This is a genomic window from Pseudomonas sp. rhizo66 (assembly GCF_031931925.1).
Classification (GTDB): domain Bacteria; phylum Pseudomonadota; class Gammaproteobacteria; order Pseudomonadales; family Pseudomonadaceae; genus Aquipseudomonas.
Map to the genome: position 1 here is coordinate 72,441 of NZ_JAUJWZ010000006.1, position 20,012 is coordinate 92,452.

Here is a 20,012-nt window from a genome sequence, read left to right on the forward strand (position 1 = left end):
CAGGTTGGCGCAAGATTCGGCCAAGCGGATTGGTTGCTGCAGGGCAGCGAAGTAGGAGGTGTTGCCTGGCGCACGAGGGCCATGATCTGAAGTAGGCATCCATCACCGGGGAGGTGACCGGGCGAGCTGCCGGATGCGAATCGCCATTTGGGGGAGAACCACCGCGAGAGCGGCGTGACCTCAAGGCTCGGGCCACCTGGGTTGCTGTCATCGACAGCGCTTGCACGGCCAGTTCTACGCCTGTGGATAAACGCGGTCAAGGCTCGAAATTCAGCGCCACTTTGGACTTTAAGAGCGGTTATCCACCGCTGGAATTCCGTGGTAAATCCTGGACAACGTGGTCGCTTTTAGCTCTTCAAAGTGAGGTCCTTCCAAACAGGGCGGCTTTGCAGCCCTGTTTGGAAGGACCCGTGCTGAGAAGCGGATAAGCGAGGCTGCTTGCCCCGAATCTTGAACGTTCAGTTGTTGCTGCTACCGTTCTTGCGCCGTACAAAGCTAGCGGATCGGCACCACGTTCTTGTCTCTGACTTGGCCGTACGCTGAGACGAGCAGGCTGCCGGTGGCGGCTTTCTGGATGTACTCACTCCACCAAGCCATCATCGGGCGCCGGCGCTCGATGTAGTCGGCTCGGTTGTAGGCGCTCCGCACCTCATCCTTATCGACGTGCGCCAGTGCCACTTCGATGAGCTCCGGGTCCCACCCATGTTCATTCAAGATGGTGCTGGCCATCGAGCGCATGCCGTGGCTGACCAAGCGATCCTGGAACCCCATGCGTTTCAACGCCATGTTGGCGGTTTGGCTATTGGCGTGGGTGCGTGGATTTCTATCGGCCGGGAAGACGTATTCGCGATGGCCGCTGTGAGTCTTCAGTGATTCCAACAGGGCGACAGAGTGATCACTCAACGGGATGCTGTGTGGACGGCGTTTCTTCATCCGCTCTGGTGGGATAGTCCAGACACGCCTTTCAAAGTCGATGTCTGCCCAGCGAGTAGTCGCCGCCTCGGCGGGGCGAGTCATCGTGTGCAACTGCCATTCGATCAGGCAGCGGGTGGTGCGTTTGATGCTGGCGTTTGCGATCTCCAGCATGAGCTCGGGGAGTTCTTCGGGCGGAAGCGCAGCCATGTTCTCTTTCTTGGGCTTCTTGAAGACTGCCCTGATGCCGCTGAGTGGGTTGGCGAAGATCAGGCCGGAATTTACGCCGTAGGTCATGATCTCGTTTAGCCGCTGGCTAAGACGTTTGACCGTTTCCAAGCTGCCTTTCGCTTCGATTGGACGAAGCAATGCGATCACCATCGGCGCGGTGATTTTCGCAAGTGGTGTCGTCTTCAAATCGGGGAACACGTGCAGTGTGAGCGACCGCCAGATGTCCTCGGCGTAGGCTGGGGTGACCGAGTCTTTCTTAAGCTCGAACCAGGCGGTGGCCACGTTCTCGAAGGTGTGTTCCGTTTCTGCGCGCTTGGCCTCACTCAGCGTATCGCGCTGCACCTTCGGATCGATGCCTTGGGCGAGCAGCTCGCGTGCTTCGACCGCCATCTTTCGGGCGTTCGCCAGTGACAGTTCGGGGTAGGTGCCCAAGCCCATGTTGATACGGTTCTTGGTCACCGGTTCACGGTAATTGAAATTCCACAGCAGAGAGCCATTGCTGCGTACACGGAGCTGTAAACCGTCACCGTCGGTGAGGACATAATCCTTGGACGCGGGTTTGACTCCCTTGAGCTGTCGATCGGAGAGGCGGAGGTTTTGAGCAGGCATGAGATTGTCCTCAAGCACTGATTCGGTATTCCAAAGATTAGCACCGGATGAGCTGGAATACCGTCTGGAATACCCGAATGGCTGGAACTCAAAAAATCTCAAAAGACCGCAAAAGCGCTGGAAGCCGCGTATTTACTGAATCGCAGGCACAAAAAAAGACGTCCGTGGACGTCTTTGTTTGATCATTTGGTGGAGCCGGGGGGATTTGAACCCCCGTCCGCCAGTACTCCGCTGTCGGTACTACATGCGTAGCCGTTTCTATTAAGTTAACCCTCAGCGACCCGAAGGGCAGGGTGCTTTGGGCGAGTTGTGTAAGTTTTAGCCGCTTCGTCCACAACGTACTGCACGGCGATTCTGTTCTATATGACAATCATTTTGGGTTTACAGACATCCCCTGATGATTGCTGGACCCGAAGGTACCAGGAGCATTGTCAGCTGCAATTAAGCAGCGAGAGCAACACCGTATTGGTCGTCATTGGCAACTATAAGTAGTTGCAACAGTGGATTTACGACTTCTGTTACCAAGTCGGCATGCACCTAAAGTTTCGCAACCGGCGTCGAATCCTAAACGGCCCCGAACTCATTGCTCAGTACATCTGTTTGAGCAACAAGCGTGTGCAGTGTACGCCAATCGGCCCACAAGGCCAACCCGAAGGTTGGCCGGGACGCTGATCAGTTGTTGGTACCGGTGGCTTTGCGCAGTTCGACGATGGTTTGCGAGGTTTCCGCAACGCAATCATCGATCTTGCCCTCGGCCTTCAGCGACTGAGCTCTGGTTACACTGGCATTAGCACGCTGACTCAGCTCAGGGTTCGCTGACAGCTGCCCCTTGGCATTATTGATCGTCTGAATATTGGCATCACACAGGTCAGCAGGCTTGTCCGCGGCGAACGAAGTGGAAGCCATCATCGATGCAGTAACGAACAGACCTAACAGTACAGAACGTTTCATGTGTATCTCCTTGAACCGAGTGGGATCCAGACTTCGCTGGCCGTCAGGACGGGCAACCGTATGGAAGAAAAACCCCGATCAGTCGGGGTTATTCTGTGGACTACAGTCGAACTCAAGGGTTCTATTTTTCTTCAGCAGGCCTTCGCCCGGGTCACGCGATCCACCAGATAGACCAGCCCGTGGTAGTCGATTCCGCCGTGTTGCGTCAGGCCGATCTCACAGGTGCGACTGGTGGAAATCCCCTCGCTGCAATGCTGCACCGCATCCTTTAGCGTGCGCAGCGAGTGGCTGTTCAGCTCCGGCGTGGTGAAGCCTTTGTCGCCGGCAAACCCGCAGCAATGAATGCCTTCCGGGATCACCACGTTGTTGCTGCACTTGCGCGCCAGATCGATCAGCGCCTGACTTTCGCCCAGATGCTGAGTGCTGCAGGTCACGTGTACGGCAATCGGTGCATCTTGCGGGATGAAGTCGAGTCGATCGAGAAGGTGCGTACGAATGAAACGCACCGGGTCGTACAGATCCAGACGGGTTTCTCCTACGTCCTGCACCAGGCGCAACGTGCACGGACTGGTGTCGCAATAGATCGGATCAAGGCCGCCGCGACTGGCGTGCAACAGGGCGCTGATCAACTCCTGGCGCTTGTGCTCTGCTTGCTCGGCGTAGCCTTTCGAGGCGAAGGGCTGACCGCAGCAGAGATTGTCCAGATTGTCCGGGAAAACCACCTGGTAGCCGGCCTTTTCCAGCAAGCCACGGGTTTTGTCGTACAGCGACATCTGCTCTTTATCACCCGCCGCCGGGCCCATCACTCGCGATACACATGCAGCTAGATAGACCACACGCGGGCGCTCGTCCGCCACGCTGGGGCTGAAACGAATGGCCTTCTCCGGTTGCGGCATCGCATTCGTCCACAACGGCACCTGACCTTTGGACAGGCGCGTTATGGTTGCCGAAAGTTTCGTCAGACGCGGTGCGCCGAGCATCATTCGTGCGCCGTTGGCCACGTGCAGGCTGAAGCGTGCGCCTTGCAGGGTCTTGGCGAAATTTCCTTCGATCCAGTCAGCGGTTTTCTGATGCGTCGCGTTGCGGCCGCGTAGCTTTTTCACCAACTCACCGGTGTTGATGCCTACAGGGCAACGTTGCGCACACAGACCGGTCGCGGCGCAGGTTTCGATGCCTTGGTACTCGTAGGCTTTTTCCAGTTCGGTGGTATCGACGCCGGCACGCTTTTTCGCCTGAATATCGCGCCAGATCACAATGCGCTGGCGCGGGCTGAGGGTCAGGCCTTTCGACGGGCAGACCGGTTCGCAAAAGCCGCATTCGATGCACTTATCGACAATCTCGTCGGCTGCCGGCAGCGGCTTCAGGTGCTTGAGGTGGATCTGCGGATCTTCGCTGAGCACCACGTCCGGGTTGAGAATGCTGTTAGGGTCGAGCAGACGTTTGAGCTGCCACATCAGTTGATAGGCGTCGCTGCCCCATTCCAGTTCCACGAACGGCGCCATGTTGCGCCCGGTGCCGTGTTCGGCTTTCAGCGAACCGCCAAACTCCACGGCGACCAGTTGCGCGACGTCGTCCATGAACGCTTGATAGCGTGCGACTTCTTCCGGGTTGTTGAAGCCTTGGGTGAAGACGAAGTGCAGATTGCCTTCCAGCGCGTGTCCGAAAAGGATCGCTTCGTCGTAGGCATGTTTGTCGAACAACTCGATCAATCGGTTCACGCCGATGGCCAGTTGTTCGACGGGGAAAGTCACGTCTTCGATGATCACCGTGGTGCCGGTTTTGCGCACCGCGCCGACAGCGGGGAAGGTGTCCTTGCGGATCGCCCAGAGCTTGGCGTTTTCCACAGGGTCTTCGGTAAAGTCGACCTGCTTCTCCACCGGGAAGCCGCTGAGCGACGCCATGATCTGTGCCAGTTGTTCCTGCAGCAACGTGGAAGACGCGGCGCGGGATTCGATCAGCAGCGCGCAGGCATTGTTCGACAGCTGTTGTACGAAAGCAGGCATGCCCGGTTTGTTCTGTACCGAGCGCAAACTGCGACGATCCAGCAGTTCCACGGCGGACACCGGTTGGCTTTTCAGCACGGTAACCGCGTTGCAGCAGGTTTCCACATCCGGGAATACGATCAGCGCCGACGCCTTATTCGGGTGATCGATCACCGTGTCGTAAGTCACCGCGCTGATAAAGCCGAGGGTGCCTTCGGAGCCGACCAGCAAGTGGCTCAAGATATCCACAGGCTCGTCGAAATCCACCAGGGCGTTGAGCGACAGGCCGGTGGTATTTTTCAAACGGTATTTGTGGCGGATTCGTGCGGCGAGTTCGGCGTTGGCGCGGGTCTCGCGGCCCAAGGTTGCCAAACGCTCCAGCAACTGGCCGTGACTGTTGCGAAACGCGGCGACACTGGCAGCGTCTTCGGTGTCGAGACGCGTGCCATCGGCCAGCACCAATCGAATGCCGGCCAGCGTGTGATAGGTGTTTTGTGCCGTGCCGCAGCACATGCCGCTGGCATTGTTGGCAACGATGCCGCCGATTTTGCAAGCGTTGATCGACGCTGGATCCGGGCCGATCTTGCGCCCGAACGGTGCCAGCCATGCATTGGCCTGTGCGCCGATCACCCCCGGTTGCAGACGGATTTGCATGCCCTGGCCGCGAATCTCGCGAGCGTTCCAGTTATCCCCAAGCACAATCAAAACGGAATCGCTGATCGCCTGGCCGGAGAGGCTGGTGCCCGCCGCACGGAAGGTCACTGGGACATGGTCGCGTTGAGCCAGTTTCAGCAGCGCCACCACTTCGTCTTCGGACTCGACGCGGATTACCAGTTTCGGGATCAGTCGATAAAAACTGGCGTCGGTGCCAAAGGCCAGCGTCGATAACGGGTCATCAAAACGGCGCTCGGCCGGAATCAGTTGTTGCGCATCACGCAGGAAATTCACCGGAAGCGTCATTGGTCCTCCAGGATCAGAACTACGAGGTCTTTCGGGCCGTGGGCGCCGTAGGCCAGCACTTGCTCGATGTCAGCGGTTTTCGACGGGCCGGACACCAGCAACGCGTTGGTCGGCATGCCTTGGGCCCACTCGAATTCCTCTTGCACCTGATAGAAGTTGTCACGGATTTCGCTGGCCTTGAGCAGGGCGAAATGCACCGGCGGTACCAGGCTCATCAAACGCGGTTCTTCGCGGGTTGGCCAGAGGATCAGGCTGCCGGTGGCGGCGATTGCGCCGAGGGTGCCGGTGAGGCTGGCCGGGGTGTCGTTGAACAGTTCGGCTTTCCACTCTTCCATCGGCCGATCGTAGGATTTCAGTGTCGGCAGATCAGGATTGTTCGCCCAATGCTGTGTGATTTTCTGCCCGTGCGCTGTCGTCGGCGCGATCAACAGACTCGGCAACTGCCGATCGCGCAGCAATTGTGCGAGCAACGCCGGCCATTCTGCGTCGGAGGTCAGGTGGATCTCGGTGTGCACCGCTTCCATCAGTTTGCGCAGTTGCGGGATGCGTTGTTCGGCGCTGTAGGTGTAAGGCTGCGTCACCAGATCAACGTCGAAGTTGTCGGTAATCGGAGTTGTGCCGGTCAGACTTTTCCGAAGCTTGCCGAGGATATTTTGCTTGGCGCTCATCAGCGATCTCCCTGTTTGGCCAAATGCTCGCGGGCCATGTCGTGCAGTGAGCGGGCGGCGGGCTTAGGTGCACTGTGATTTTGCGTCCACGGGCCGACATTGTTGGGCGTGAGTGCACGCAGGCGCGTGGCGAAGAAACCAAACAACCGATACAGCGTCGGTGAACTGTTGAGCCTGGCCCAGGCGTTCCAGATAAAACGTTCCTTGCGCGAATATTTGCTGCCCTGACCGCGCATTACTTGATTCGGGCTGTCCGGGGCTTTGACGTTTTCTTCGCGCAGACGCCGCAGGATCGCCGGGATAGGAATTTTTACCGGGCAGACTTCACCGCAGGCACCGCACAGCGATGACGCACTCGGATGATCCGGCACTTTCGCCAGGCCAACCATGTGCGGAGTGATGATTTTGCCAATCGGCCCCGGGTACACCTCGCCATAGGTGTGGCCACCGACGCGGGTGTACACCGGGCAATGGTTCATGCAGGCGCCGCAGCGGATGCAATTCAGGGTCTGGCGCAATTCGCTGTCTGCAAAGGCCTGGCTGCGACCGTTGTCGAGCAGCACCAGATGCACTTCCTGCGGGCCGTCGAGTTCATGCGCCTTGCGCGGGCCGGAGATCATGTTGACGTAAGTGGTGATTGGAATGCCCAGCGCCGAGCGCGTCAGCAGTGACAGCAGCGGCACCACGTCACGCAGGTTTTCCACGACTTTTTCGATACCGGTGACGGCGATATGCACCGGCGGCACGGTGGTGGTCATGCGGCCGTTACCTTCGTTTTCCACCAGCAGCAGGGTGCCGGTTTCGGCCACGGCGAAGTTGACACCGGAAACGCCGATGTCCGCTTCGAAGAATTTCTGCCGCAGGACTCTGCGACCGATCTGAATGAGTTGGTCAACGTCCTTGGTGTATTCCACGCCAAGTTTGTCGTGGAACAAGGACGCGACCTGACCGGCATTCTTGTGGATCGCCGGCATAATGATGTGTGAAGGCTTCTCGTGGTCGAGCTGGACGATGTATTCCCCCATGTCGGACTCCAGACATTCAATGTCTCGAGCCTCGAGGAAATGGTTCATCTCCATCTCTTCGCTGACCATCGATTTGCCCTTGATCACTTGCCGCGCCTCGTGAGCGCGGATGATCGACAAGACGATGCCATTGGCCTCGTCCACCGTTTCCGCCCAATGCACTGTCACACCGTTGCGGGTCAGGTTCTGTTCCAGTTGCTCGAGCAAGTCGGGCAACTTGGAGAGCGCGCGGGCCTTGATCGAATTGCCCAGGGCACGCAGATGTTCTCTTTCGTGGGCATCACTGAAAGCGGCTGCCCGCTTGACCATCAGTGAGTCCATTGCAGTGCGGAAGTTGTTCCGCAACTGCTGATCACCCAGGGCGTTGTGTGCCCGAGTACGGAAATCTTCTTCTACGGCGACCGTAGGAATAATCGCGGAAGTGCTCATTGCGCACCCCCGGTTCGTTGCCACAGAAAGCTGGCGAGATGTTGCCCGCGCAGCGCTGCTTTTTGTTTCTCCAATGCGCCGTTGATGTTCATCAAACAGCCACAGTCGGCGCTCAACACCTTGTGCGCGCCGGAATCCTTCAACGCTTGGGTCTTGTCAGCCACCATCGCGCCGGAAATGTCTGGCATACGGACGCTGAATGTCCCGCCGAAGCCACAGCATTCGCTTTCGTGGTCATGGTTGACCCGTTCCACGTTGCTCAACTGCGCCAACAACTCGCGGCCGTGCAGGTGGGTGTTCATTTCGCGGCGTGCCGAACACGAAGTGTGCAGCGCGACTTTGACCGGGTCGCCGCTGTCCTTGAGCTGCACCTTGCAGACGAACAGCAGAAACTCCGCCAATTCATAGGTGCGGGCCGCGAGGGCCTGAACCTGTTTCAACGTTTCCGGCTCGTCCTTGAACAAGTCGGCGTAATGCTCACGCAGCATGCCGGCGCAGGAACCCGACGGCACCACCACCGGATCATCCCCGGCAAACAGCGCCAGTTGCGAGCGCGCTACCGTCCGCGCCTGCTCGGTGTAACCCGAGGTGTAGGCCGGTTGCCCGCAGCAGCTCTGCCCTTGCGGGTACTCGACCCGGATCCCTTCGCGCTCCAGCAAGTGGATCGCGTCCATCCCGGCTTCGGGGTAGAACAGATCGACCACGCACGTGCCGAACAGGTAGACCCGCGACGGTTTCTCGCTGGGGTATTGCCGAGGTTCGGGCAGTGGCGGTGCCACACGGGTCGCGTTTGGCACGGCGTTGTAAAAAAGCTCGCTCATCAGGCGTGTCTCCGGGTGGGCCCGGTTATCCGTCTGTGGCGGCTGCTGAATATAAAGAGCATTGCTTTCAGCAGCCTTACAGACCGGGTTGTGAATTGCTGACGCCGAAATCACGGATCGGCGTCGGTTATTTCCATGCTTCTTGTAGGCGTCTTGTAGGTTTAGTGCACCAGCATGCCGGTGAACCAGTAGGCCTGAGCCAGCGTGATCAGGCCGACAATCGTTGCAAAGAATAGGCTGTGCTTGAGGGTGAAGCGGAACAGATCCGATTCCTTGCCCACCAGCCCGGTCGCGGCGCAGGCCACGGCGATCGATTGTGGCGAGATCATCTTGCCGGTCACGCCGCCACTGGTATTCGCCGCCACCAGCAGGGTGTCGTTGACGCCGATCTGGTGTGCGGTGGTCGCTTGCAGCGAGCTGAACAGGGCGTTGGATGAAGTATCCGAGCCGGTGAGGAACACGCCGAGCCAGCCGAGGAACGGCGAGAAGAACGGGAACGCGGCGCCCGTACCGGCCAGCACCAGCGCCATGGTCGAAGACATGCCGGAGTAGTTGGTGACGAAAGCGAAGGCCAGCACCATGCCGATCGACAGAATTGGCCAGCGCAGTTCGTAGAAGGTCTCTTTCAAAGTGGTCAGACCAGTTTTGAAATTGATCTTCAGTACCAGCATCGAGATCAGCGCGGAGAAGAAAATCGCAGTGCCGGTCGCGGAAATCGGGTCGAGTTTGAACACCGCTGGAATGGCGGTCGGGGTGGCCACGATCGGTGCGCTTTTGATCACCAGTTGATCAAGGTGCGGAATCGCGAAATTGAACACCCAGCTGTACATCGAGCCACCAGCGGCGAACATCGCTTTGAAAGGCTTCAGCGTCCAGATGGTGACCAGCACGGTGAGGATCAGGAACGGCGACCAGGCGTTGAAAATTTCCCCAAGGCTGTAAGGCGAAGCCACGGTGGTGCGCTTCTGGCCGAAACCGCCGACGCTGGCGGTGATCGCTGCGCTCGACGTGGCGCCGGCGATTTGCGCGCCTGCGGTGCGTTTTGGCTGCCAGATTTTCAAGAACAGGGTCAGGGAAATCAGGCTGGCCAGGGCCGAGGTGATGTCCGGCAATTCTGGTCCGATGAAGTTCGAGGTGAAGTATTGGGTGATGGCGAAGCTCAGGCCCGCGACCAGTGCAGCCGGCCAGGTTTCTCGTACGCCGCGCAGGCCATCCATCATGAACACCAGCCAGAACGGCACGAACAGCGACAGCAGTGGCAGTTGGCGACCGGTCATGGCGCCGATCTTGAACGCGTCGATACCGGTGACTTGACCGGCAACGATGATCGGGATCCCCAGTGCACCGAACGCAACCGGTGCGGTGTTGGCGATCAGGCACAGGCCGGCGGCGTACAGCGGGTTGAAACCCAGTCCGACCAGCAGCGCGGCAGTAATCGCCACGGGCGCGCCGAAACCGGCGGCACCTTCCAGGAACGCACCGAAGCAGAAACCGATCAGCAGCACTTGCAGACGCTGGTCGTCAGTGATCGATAACACCGAACTGCGAATGACCTCGAACTGACCACTTTTGACCGTCAGTTTGTAGAGCAACACCGCCGCAACAATGATCCAGGCAATCGGCCACAGACCGTAGGCGAAGCCATACCCGGCAGCGGCGAAGGCCATGTCGACCGGCATGTGGAACGCGAAGATCGCCACGGCAATCGACAGGGCGAGGGTGATGCTCCCGGCCACGTGGCCTTTGAGGCGGAACACCGCCAGCGCGAGGAAAAAGAACACGATGGGAATGACGGCCGCGAGTGCGGACACGCCGAGACTGCCGAGCGGGCTGTAGAGCTGTTGCCAGGTTTGCATATGGGGTGGCCCCTAATTGTTGTTGGTCAGGCACTGTCAGCGTTCTTGGATAATTGGTAAGACCAATTTACAATCGCTGTTGGCTAGGGTAAAAGCCTTGATGGCGGTGTGTCAATTTGCCGCCCTAAAACTTTTGTCGAACAAGCGGTGCAGATCGCATCTGATCCGGTTTGGGTAAGTGGCGTCTGGTAGGTGTCGGCAAGGCGCCGATAGGCCAGAATAGAGAGCCCGGCGAGCGGTCGGGATCGTGGAGAAATGAGTTATGGGGTTTGATCAGATACGTCAGCGCCGTTTGTCTGACGATATTGTCGAGCGACTTGAGGGGATGATCCTTGAGGGCACGCTGAAGTCCGGTGAACGACTGCCGGCGGAGCGCACGCTGGCCGAGCAATTTGGCGTATCACGGCCGTCGCTGCGTGAAGCGATCCAGAAACTGGCGGCCAAAGGTCTGCTGGTCAGTCGGCAGGGCGGCGGCAACTATGTCGTGGAAAGCCTTGGATCGACTTTCAGTGATCCGCTGTTGCAACTGCTCGAAAGCAACCCCGAAGCGCAACGCGATCTACTGGAATTTCGGCACACTCTGGAGGCATCGTGCGCCTATTACGCCGCATTGCGCGCCACCGATGTCGATCGTGAGCGGCTGACCGCCGCGTTCGAAGAGCTGCAGGACTGCTATTCACGTCACGATGAGGTCAGCCGGGCGGAGGAGGGCGCGGCGGATGCGAAATTCCACCTGGCGATTGCCGAAGCCAGCCATAACGCCGTGCTCTTGCACACCATTCGCGGGCTGTTCGATCTGCTTAAGCGCAACGTCGTCACCAACATCGGCGGCATGTACAAGCAGCGCACGGAAACCCGCGACATGCTGATTACCCAGCATCGGGAATTGTATCTGGCGATTATTGAAGGTCGCGCGGAGCAGGCGCGGGAAGTCTCCAGCCGGCATATTTTGTATGTGCAGGAAGTGCTGGAAGAGGTGCGGCAAGAGGTTCAGCGCATGGCTCGGGCTGAGCGGCGCAAGGGGATGTGATTCTTTAAAGCAAAAGATCGCAGCCTGCGGCAGCTCCTACACTGGAATATGTATTTTCCAGTAGGAGCTGACGCAGGCTGCGATCCTTGCTTTCAAGGGGAGAAGACTAGTCTTCCTTGCCCTTGTTGCGAACGGCACGCTGCAGTTCGCGACCGGCATCGCGCTCACGCTCGGTATCACGCTTGTCGTATTCCTTCTTGCCCTTGCCCAGAGCAATTTCGCACTTGACCATGTGCTTGCTCCAGTACCAGGACAGGCAGACGCAGGCGTAACCCTTTTGCTGCACAGCGGCGGCGAGCTTTTCCAGCTCGCGGCGGTTGAGCAGCAATTTGCGTGTGCGCACCGGGTCAGCGATGACGTGGGTACTTGCGGTCATCAGAGGCGTGATGTGGCTGCCGAGCAACCATGCTTCGCCATCCTTGAGCAGGACATAGCTGTCGACCAGCTGTAGCTTGCTTGCCCGCAGACTTTTTACTTCCCAGCCGGCCAGGACCAGACCAGCCTCGAACTTATGCTCGATGAAGTAATCGTGTCGCGCCTTTTTGTTCTGCGCGATGGTCCCTGTTGGGTGTTTCTTCTGTTTAGCCATAGGGGCGGCATTATATGGAGATAAACCGCCGTCGGCTACGGTGATGCTGCGTGCTTGAGCAGGTTGAGTGAATCCCGGACAATGCGGCCTCTTTTTCTAACGCTTGGGCGTGATAAACGATGTCGACAGACAAGGTTTCTGTCCACGGCAGTTGGGCTAGCCGCTGGGTATTCATACTCGCCGCGACCGGTTCGGCCGTGGGACTGGGTAGTATCTGGAAGTTCCCCTACATGGTCGGGGTCTACGGCGGCGGCGCCTTTGTGCTGATGTTTCTGGCGTGCATCGCGCTGATCGGCATCCCGGTCATGCTCGCTGAAACCCTGATCGGCCGGCGCGCCCGGCAAAGTCCGGCGAACGCCTTGAAGGTCCTGGCACTGGAAGCCGGGCACTCGGGCAAGTGGTCGTGGGGCGCATTTGCCGGGATGATCACGGCATTGCTGATCCTGTCTTTCTATAGTGTGGTCGGCGGCTGGTCGCTGGACTACATCGTCGACATGGGCCGCGGTGACTTCCAGGGCGCCACGGCCGACCAGGTCGGCGCTTATTTCGGCAATGTCATCTCCAATCCATGGCGCCTGACACTTTGGCACACGATTTTCATGCTGCTGTCGGCCTTCGTCATCGCCAAAGGCGTGGTCGCCGGCCTTGAGCGCAGCCTGCGGATCATGATGCCGCTGCTGTTTGTGATGATTCTGGTGCTGCTGGGTTACAGCATGACCACCGGGCATTTCATGGAAGGCGTGCATTTCATGTTCGACTTCCACCCGGAAAAAGTCCTCGACGGTTTGTTGCCGGCAATGGGTCATGCGTTCTTCTCGCTGAGCGTCGGTGTCGGTTCGATCATGATCTACGGCGCTTACATGCCGAAGAGTTCGTCGTTGTCCGGTACGGTTGTCGGTGTGGCGCTGCTCGACACGTTTGTGTCGCTGATCGCAGGTCTGGCCTTGTTCCCGATTGTCTTCGCCGGCGGCCTGAACCCTAGCGAAGGGCCAGGCCTGATGTTTGTCAGTCTGCCGTTTGCCTTTGGTAACGTGGCGTTCGGGCAACTGATGGGCGTGGTGTTCTTTGTGTTGGTGGCGATTGCTGCCTGGAGTTCGGCGATTTCCCTTCTGGAGCCGATGGTTGCCTATCTGGTTGAACGCACGAAAGTCAGCCGCGCCTGGGTGACTTTCTGGCTGGCGTTCATCTGCTGGTTCGTCGGTCTGGGCACGGTGTTCTCCTTCAATATCTGGAAGGAAGCCAAATTTTTCGTGAACGAAGGCGGGATGTTCCATCTCTACCAATGGGGTGCGCGGAGCGGTCTGGACTTCTTTGGTGTGATCGATTTCTTCACCTCGCGGATCATGTTGCCGCTCGGTGGCCTGTGTTTCGTGCTGTTTGCCGGTTGGGTGATGGGGCGTGAAGCGGTACGCGACGAGTTGTCGATCCGCAATCCGCTATTGTTCGCCCTGTCTTTGTTCTTGATGCGCTACGTGGCGCCCATCGGCATTCTTGTAGTGTTTGCCGCTCAGCTCTGGAAGTAACGCTCACATGACGACACATATTCAACGATCGGCGCTGCTGCCGTACCCGGCGCAATTTCTCTACGACCTGGTCAACGACGTGGCGCGTTACCCGGAATTTCTGCCTTGGTGTTCTTCGGCTGAAGTGCTGGAAAGCTCGCCGGAACATATGCGCGCCAGTGTTGGCGTGGCCAAGGGCGGCCTCAGTCAGCATTTCGTGACGCGCAATACTTTGGTGCCGGGCCAATCGATCGAGATGAACCTGGAAGAAGGGCCATTCAATCAGCTGCACGGTGTCTGGGTGTTCAAGGCGTTGAACGAGAAGGCCTGCAAGATCAGCCTGGATCTGTCGTTCGATTACGCCGGGCCGCTGGTGCGCGCGACGTTGGGCCCGCTGTTCAATCAGGCCGCGAATACGCTAGTGGACGCATTCTGCCAGCGCGCCAAGCAGATGCATGGTTGAGCCGGTGATCGAGATAGAGGTGGTGTACGCGGCCGTGGATCGCCAGGTATTGCGCTCGTTCAGCGTCAATGACGGCGCGACGGTGCGGGCTGCGGTGCTTGCATCGGGTATCGGTAGCGAGTTTCCCGAGTTGAATCTGGCGGAGTGCCCGCTGGGTATCTTTGGCAAAGTGGTTGCTGATCCGGATTCGCGGGTGATTCAGCCAGGGGAGCGCATCGAGATTTATCGCCCATTGCTTGCCGATCCGAAAGAGGTTCGACGCTTGCGAGCGGCCAAGGCTGCCGAAGCCAAGGCTCGAAACGCTTGAAAAGCCAAATCGCAGGCAATAAAAAACCCGGATACTCCGGGTTTTTTATTGCCTCGCCAATTATTGCGGCGAGGTATCCAGCGGCTCTGGTGTCGGAACCGGAACGGTTTCTACACCATCGACGTCCTTCTGGATCTGATCCAGCAAGGAGCCTGGCTTGACCGGCTTTTCCGGTGTTGGCTTCTCGGCGTTTTCAGCAGGAGCGGTCACCGTAGTACCACTGTCCTTGCCGAGAATGGCTTCGTCACGGCTTACGCCCGGCATAAAGTCACCGGACAGGCTGACAAGCTGGTCGTTTGAGTTGAAAATAACGCTGATGCGTTCCTGTTGGCGTTCACCGCCACCCGGTTGCAGGCTGTACAGATAATCCCAGCGATCGGCATGGAACGTGTCGACAAGCAGAGGGTTGCCCATGATAAACCGTACTTGCGGCCGGGTCATTCCCGGGCGTAACTGGTCTATCATGTCCTGCGTGACGACATTGCCCTGCTGGATGTCGATTTTGTAAACCCCGGGGAATGAACAACCGGCGAGTGCGAGCAGTCCCACAAAGGTGAAACTGGTTAGCAAGAGCTTGGTGTTTTGCATCGGTGGGCGACTTCCACTATCTTGGCTGGGACAACGTAAACGCCGATCATACCCGCATTAAGAGAAGCTGCGAAGCAGCATCGCGAGAAAGCTGACCATGGTTGAAAATAGCGAACTACGCAAAGCCGGCCTCAAAGTGACCCTGCCACGGGTCAAGATCCTGCAAATGCTCGACTCCACCGAGCAGCGTCACATGAGTGCCGAGGACGTCTACAAGGCGTTGATGGAAGCTGGTGAGGACGTCGGTCTGGCCACGGTTTACCGTGTTCTGACCCAGTTCGAAGCGGCTGGCCTCGTGGTCCGTCACAACTTCGACGGCGGTCATGCGGTATTCGAATTGGCCGACGGTGGACACCACGACCATATGGTCAACGTGGAAACCGGTGAAGTCGTCGAATTCGTCAGCCCGGAAATCGAAAAGCTCCAGAAAGCAATTGCCGAGGAGCACGGTGTGGATCTTGTAGATCACAATCTGGTGCTGTACGTACGCAAGAAAAAGTAAGCATGTCGCGCGAATTTCACATTCGCGAAACGAACGAAGGCGACCCAAGGGTCGCCTTCGTGCTTTCTTGCGTTCCTAAACCTTGGCGGTGACCACCATTTTTTTCGCGTGGGCGAGGGATTCCTTGGTCAGGTCAATGCCGCCGAGCATGCGCGCCACTTCTTCTATACGCTCGTTCTTGCTCAGCTTGGAAACGGCGGTGTGCGTCGCCTCTTCGCCGCGCACCTTGTGCACGAACAGGTGCTGATGGCCCTGCGCTGCCACCTGCGGCAAGTGCGTGACGGTCAGAACCTGGCCGCGATCCCCGAGACGGCGCAACAGTTGGCCGACAATTTCCGCGGTCGGGCCACCGATGCCGACGTCCACTTCGTCGAATACCAGCGTCGGAACACGGGATGTCTGTGCGGTGATGACCTGAATCGCCAGGCTGATCCGTGACAGCTCACCGCCGGAAGCGACTTTTGCCAATGCCTTGAGCGGCTGGCCCGGGTTGGCGCTGACCAACAATTCGACCTGCTCCAGCCCGTTGGGCAATAACTCGTCGCTGCTGTTGGCTTTCAATTCGATGGTGAAGCGACCACCCGGCATGCCCAGTCGCTGAATTTCCTGCTCAACAGCACTGGCGAGACTGCCAGCGGCCTGATGACGCAAATCGCTCAGTTCTCGGGCTTTCTCTTGATAGTGGCGGGCGTAGGAGGCCAGTTCTTCACCCAGGCGCTCGATGGATTCGTCGTTGGCGTTGAGGGTTTCGATCTCATCCAGCAACTTCTGCTGCATTTCGCCGACTTCGTTGGGTTGAATCCGGTGTTTGCGCGCCAAGGTATAAATAGCGTCGAGGCGCTCTTCCAGATACTGCAGGCGCGCCGGATCGGCATCGAAGTTATCGAGGAAGCGATTGAGTTCGCCAACGGCCTCTTCTACCTGAATCTGTGCGCTGGTGAGCAAACTGCTCGCTTCGCCCAGTGCGCCGACGGAGTTGTTCACGCTCGACAGGCGATTGAGGCTGGCAGTCAGTGCATTCAATACATTGCCGGAATCGCTTTCGCTGCATTGCTCGACCACTTGCCGGCATATGCCTAGCAAGGTTTCGGCGTTGGTCAGGTTCTTGTGTTCCTGCTCCAGTTGCTCCAGCTCGTTATCGCCCAGGCCGAGGTTTTCCAGCTCTTCAAGCTGATAACTCAGCAATTGATGACGGGCGCGTTGTTCGTCGCCGGAATTGGAGAGACGCTCCAGCTCCTGACGAGTCTGGCGCCAGCGCTGGGCGGCGAGCTGAACCTGGCGGGCCAGATCGGTCGCGCCGGCGTACTCGTCCAGCAGGCGACGATGGGTATCGGTTTTCAGCAGGGACTGGTGCTCATGCTGGCTGTGGATATCAATCAACAATTCACCCAGTGACTTGAGGTCGCCGAGCGGGCAGGGGGTGCCGTTGATGTAGCCGCGTGAGCGACCTTCCGACGTGATCACCCGGCGCAGAATGCACGGGCCATCGGTCTCCAGATCGCGCTCGGCCAGCCATGCGCTGGCTTCAGGGATGTCCGCCAGATCGAAGGTCGCGAGGATGTCGGCCTTGTCGGCGCCGGGACGCACCACGCCGCTGTCGGCACGATCACCGAGGGTCAGGCCCAGCGCGTCGAGCATGATCGATTTGCCAGCGCCGGTTTCACCCGTGATCACGCTCATCCCGCGATCAAGTTCGAGATCGAGATGTTCAACGATGGCGTAGTTATGTACGGACAGGTGCACCAGCATAAAGGCCGCTCCCAAGCTAAAGGTCTGGTTATTTATACAGTGTTTTGTTTCGCGCTGACAATGCCCTCCCTTAGCTCGATTTGCTTGGATCTGAAATCTGCTTAGCGCATCGAGGAATGAACATTCGACACTTTTTTGTAGGGTTAATGTTTGAAGGCCCTTGAAGCCTGATTTTGCGGCCCCATATATCGGGGCAGAAGCGCGAGTCAGGCTCGCGGACGAAATTGAAAGGAGAATTCTATGGCTGACGAACAGACAGTAGATACGCAAAACCCAGAAGCCAATCAGGCGCCCGAAGGTTCGGGTGATGACCTGGCGACCCGTGTACAAGTGCTCGAAGAGCAATTGGCCGCCGCGCAGGATCAATCTCTGCGTGTTGCTGCTGATCTGCAGAACGTCCGTCGCCGTGCCGAACAGGACGTCGAGAAGGCGCACAAGTTTGCCCTGGAAAAATTTGCCGGCGACCTGTTGCCGATCGTCGACAGCCTGGAGCGCGGCCTCGAGTTGTCGAGCCCGGACGATGAAAGCATTCGTCCGATGCGCGAAGGCATCGAGCTGACGCTGAAAATGTTCCACGACACCCTCAAGCGTTATCAGCTGGAAGCGATCGACCCGCACGGCGAACCGTTCAACGCCGTTCACCATCAGGCGATGGCCATGCAAGAAAGCGCCGACGTGGAACCGAACAGCGTCCTGAAGGTGTTCCAGAAGGGCTACCAGCTCAACGGTCGCCTGCTGCGTCCGGCCATGGTTGTGGTCAGCAAGGCGCCTGCGCCAATTTCGCCTTCGATTGACGAGAAGGCTTGAAATTAGCCGCAAGGCCCCCATTTAGAAGTCAAGCGTTTAAGTATTACCGCAGTTAGCCACCACTGCTGCGGCAACAAAATCCAAAGTTTCGGGAGAGTTAACATGGGCAAAATTATCGGTATCGACCTGGGGACCACCAACTCCTGCGTCTCCGTGCTGGAAAACGGCAAACCAAAAGTTATCGAAAACGCTGAAGGCGCGCGTACCACGCCGTCGATCATCGCTTACGCCAACGATGGCGAAATCCTGGTAGGTCAGTCGGCCAAGCGTCAGGCTGTGACCAACCCGCACAACACTCTGTACGCGGTAAAGCGTCTGATCGGTCGTCGCTTCGACGAAGAAGTTGTGCAGAAAGACATCCAGATGGTCCCTTACAAGATCGTCAAGGCTGACAACAACGACGCCTGGGTTGAAGTGAACGGCCAGAAAATGGCACCGCCACAAATCTCGGCTGAAATTCTGAAGAAGATGAAGAAGACCGCCGAAGACTACCTCGGCGAGACCGTGACCGAAGCGGTGATTACCGTTCCGGCCTACTTCAATGACAGCCAGCGTCAGGCGACCAAAGACGCCGGCCGCATCGCCGGTCTGGACGTAAAACGTATCATCAACGAACCAACCGCAGCGGCTCTGGCCTACGGTATGGACAAGGCCAAGGGCGATCACACCGTGATCGTTTATGACCTGGGTGGCGGTACTTTCGACGTTTCCGTGATCGAGATCGCTGAAGTTGATGGCGAGCACCAGTTCGAAGTTCTGGCCACCAACGGTGACACGTTCCTTGGCGGTGAAGACTTTGACATTCGTCTGATCGACTACCTCGTTGACGAATTCAAGAAAGAAAGCGGCATGAACCTCAAAGGTGATCCGCTGGCCATGCAGCGCCTGAAAGAAGCCGCTGAGAAAGCCAAGATCGAGCTGTCGTCCGCTCAGTCGACCGACGTCAACCTGCCGTACATCACTGCAGACGCCACCGGTCCTAAGCACCTGAACGTGAAGATCTCGCGTGCCAAGCTCGAAGCATTGGTAGAAGACCTGGTTCAGCGCACCATCGAGCCTTGCCGCATCGCCATGAAAGACGCGGGTATCGACGTTGGCGCGATCAACGACGTGATTCTGGTCGGTGGCCAGACCCGTATGCCGCTGGTACAGAAGCTGGTTACCGATTTCTTCGGTAAAGAAGCGCGCAAAGACGTTAACCCGGACGAAGCCGTTGCCATGGGTGCTGCGATTCAGGGCGCCGTTCTGGCCGGTGACGTGAAAGACGTTCTGCTGCTCGACGTCAGCCCGCTGACCCTGGGTATCGAAACCATGGGTGGCGTGATGACCGCGCTGATCGAGAAAAACACCACGATTCCTACCAAGAAATCGCAAGTGTTCTCGACTGCCGACGACAATCAGGGCGCTGTGACCATTCATGTTCTGCAGGGTGAGCGCAAGCAAGCCGCACAGAACAAGTCCTTGGGCAAGTTCGACCTGGCCGACATTCCACCAGCTCCACGTGGCGTGCCGCAGATCGAAGTGACCTTCGACATCGACGCTAACGGCATCCTGCACGTTGGTGCGAAAGACAAGGCTACCGGCAAGACCCAGTCGATCGTGATCAAGGCCAACTCCGGTCTGTCCGACGAAGAAATCGAGCGCATGGTGCGTGACGCCGAAGCCAACGCTGAGGAAGACCGCAAGTTTGAAGAGCTGGCCGCTGCCCGCAACCAGGGTGACGCACTGGTTCACTCGACTCGCAAGATGATTGCTGACGCGGGCGACAAGGTCACCGCCGAAGAGAAGACTGCGATCGAGGCTGCTGTGGTTGCTCTGGAAGCCGCTGTCAAAGGCGACGACAAGGCTGCCATCGAAGCCAAGGTTGAGGAGCTGTCGAAAGTCTCCGCCCCGGTTGCTCAGAAGATGTACGCCGAACAGGCTCAGCCAGCTGATGGCGCGGCCCCGCAAGGCGAATCGGCTGAGAAGGCTGACGACGTTGTCGATGCAGAGTTCGAAGAAGTCAAAGACCACAAGTAAGTTGTTGGTCGG

At 58.2% G+C, this 20,012-nt stretch carries 17 protein-coding genes and 1 other RNA gene; 7 read left to right on the plus strand and 11 right to left on the minus strand.

What is annotated here, in order from left to right; translation table 11 throughout:
- Positions 1-495 precede the first annotated feature (495 nt).
- The 8 genes from QZR14_RS09180 to QZR14_RS09215 form a co-directional block, all read right to left on the minus strand.
- Positions 496-1,752 (minus strand): integrase domain-containing protein, encoded by a 1,257-nt coding sequence (locus tag QZR14_RS09180; protein ID WP_311996389.1) that lies wholly within the window; start codon positions 1,750-1,752, stop codon positions 496-498.
- Positions 1,753-1,939: 187 nt separating this feature from the next.
- Positions 1,940-2,328: a transfer-messenger RNA gene (ssrA, locus tag QZR14_RS09185) on the minus strand.
- A 96-nt stretch (positions 2,329-2,424) separates the two neighbouring features.
- Positions 2,425-2,703, minus strand: a complete 279-nt coding sequence (locus tag QZR14_RS09190; protein ID WP_250607060.1) for a hypothetical protein — start codon at positions 2,701-2,703, stop codon at positions 2,425-2,427.
- Between the two features lie 131 nt (positions 2,704-2,834).
- Positions 2,835-5,645 (minus strand): FAD-binding and (Fe-S)-binding domain-containing protein, encoded by a 2,811-nt coding sequence (locus tag QZR14_RS09195; RefSeq protein WP_311996390.1) that lies wholly within the window; start codon positions 5,643-5,645, stop codon positions 2,835-2,837.
- Entirely contained in the window at positions 5,642-6,313 is a 672-nt protein-coding gene (locus tag QZR14_RS09200) for a LutC/YkgG family protein (protein WP_311996391.1), read from the minus strand. Before QZR14_RS09200 ends, QZR14_RS09195 begins: the two co-directional genes overlap by 4 nt.
- Positions 6,313-7,767: a LutB/LldF family L-lactate oxidation iron-sulfur protein gene (locus QZR14_RS09205; RefSeq protein ID WP_311996392.1), complete on the minus strand. Its 1,455-nt coding sequence runs from the start codon at positions 7,765-7,767 to the stop codon at positions 6,313-6,315. The genes QZR14_RS09200 and QZR14_RS09205 overlap by 1 nt, the downstream gene beginning before the upstream one ends.
- The gene (locus QZR14_RS09210) at positions 7,764-8,588 is read right to left on the minus strand and encodes a (Fe-S)-binding protein (RefSeq protein WP_311996393.1); all 825 of its coding nucleotides are present in this window, start codon (positions 8,586-8,588) and stop codon (positions 7,764-7,766) included. Before QZR14_RS09210 ends, QZR14_RS09205 begins: the two co-directional genes overlap by 4 nt.
- 161 nt (positions 8,589-8,749) lie before the next feature.
- Entirely contained in the window at positions 8,750-10,444 is a 1,695-nt protein-coding gene (locus QZR14_RS09215) for a lactate permease LctP family transporter (protein ID WP_311996394.1), read from the minus strand.
- Between the two features lie 262 nt (positions 10,445-10,706).
- Between QZR14_RS09215 and QZR14_RS09220 the strand changes: the two genes are divergently transcribed.
- A complete protein-coding gene (locus tag QZR14_RS09220) occupies positions 10,707-11,474 on the plus strand; it encodes an FCD domain-containing protein (RefSeq protein WP_007915207.1) in 768 nt (255 codons plus the stop codon).
- A gap of 106 nt (positions 11,475-11,580) precedes the next feature.
- On the opposite strand, the gene smpB is transcribed toward QZR14_RS09220, so the two are convergent.
- Entirely contained in the window at positions 11,581-12,063 is a 483-nt protein-coding gene (gene smpB / locus QZR14_RS09225; RefSeq protein ID WP_007915208.1) for an SsrA-binding protein SmpB, read from the minus strand.
- A 119-nt stretch (positions 12,064-12,182) separates the two neighbouring features.
- Between smpB and QZR14_RS09230 the strand changes: the two genes are divergently transcribed.
- The 3 genes from QZR14_RS09230 to QZR14_RS09240 are packed head-to-tail and all read left to right on the plus strand — an operon-like array spanning position 12,183 to position 14,335.
- The gene (locus QZR14_RS09230) at positions 12,183-13,586 is read left to right on the plus strand and encodes a sodium-dependent transporter (protein ID WP_311996395.1); all 1,404 of its coding nucleotides are present in this window, start codon (positions 12,183-12,185) and stop codon (positions 13,584-13,586) included.
- 7 nt (positions 13,587-13,593) lie between these two features.
- On the plus strand, positions 13,594-14,028 hold the full coding sequence (locus tag QZR14_RS09235) for a type II toxin-antitoxin system RatA family toxin (RefSeq protein WP_003221509.1): 435 nt from the start codon (positions 13,594-13,596) through the stop codon (positions 14,026-14,028).
- Positions 14,021-14,335, plus strand: coding sequence for an RnfH family protein (locus tag QZR14_RS09240; protein ID WP_250607066.1), 315 nt, complete (start codon positions 14,021-14,023; stop codon positions 14,333-14,335). Before QZR14_RS09235 ends, QZR14_RS09240 begins: the two co-directional genes overlap by 8 nt.
- 60 nt (positions 14,336-14,395) lie before the next feature.
- Here the strand turns inward: QZR14_RS09240 and QZR14_RS09245 are convergent, their stop codons facing one another.
- A complete protein-coding gene (locus QZR14_RS09245) occupies positions 14,396-14,923 on the minus strand; it encodes an outer membrane protein assembly factor BamE (RefSeq protein WP_007915215.1) in 528 nt (175 codons plus the stop codon).
- Positions 14,924-15,020: 97 nt separating this feature from the next.
- Here QZR14_RS09245 and fur point away from each other — a divergent pair, with 97 nt between their 5' ends.
- Complete coding sequence (fur, locus tag QZR14_RS09250) at positions 15,021-15,425, plus strand: ferric iron uptake transcriptional regulator (protein ID WP_003221515.1); 405 nt, start codon at positions 15,021-15,023, stop codon at positions 15,423-15,425.
- A 75-nt stretch (positions 15,426-15,500) separates the two neighbouring features.
- Here fur and recN read toward each other — a convergent pair whose 3' ends face one another.
- Positions 15,501-17,174: a DNA repair protein RecN gene (gene recN, locus QZR14_RS09255; RefSeq protein ID WP_311996396.1), complete on the minus strand. Its 1,674-nt coding sequence runs from the start codon at positions 17,172-17,174 to the stop codon at positions 15,501-15,503.
- A 240-nt stretch (positions 17,175-17,414) separates the two neighbouring features.
- On the opposite strand from recN, the gene grpE reads away from it, so the two are divergent.
- Positions 17,415-17,981: a nucleotide exchange factor GrpE gene (gene grpE, locus QZR14_RS09260; protein ID WP_123464526.1), complete on the plus strand. Its 567-nt coding sequence runs from the start codon at positions 17,415-17,417 to the stop codon at positions 17,979-17,981.
- A gap of 102 nt (positions 17,982-18,083) precedes the next feature.
- Entirely contained in the window at positions 18,084-20,000 is a 1,917-nt protein-coding gene (dnaK, locus tag QZR14_RS09265; protein WP_311996397.1) for a molecular chaperone DnaK, read from the plus strand.
- The last annotated feature ends 12 nt before the right edge of the window (positions 20,001-20,012 follow it).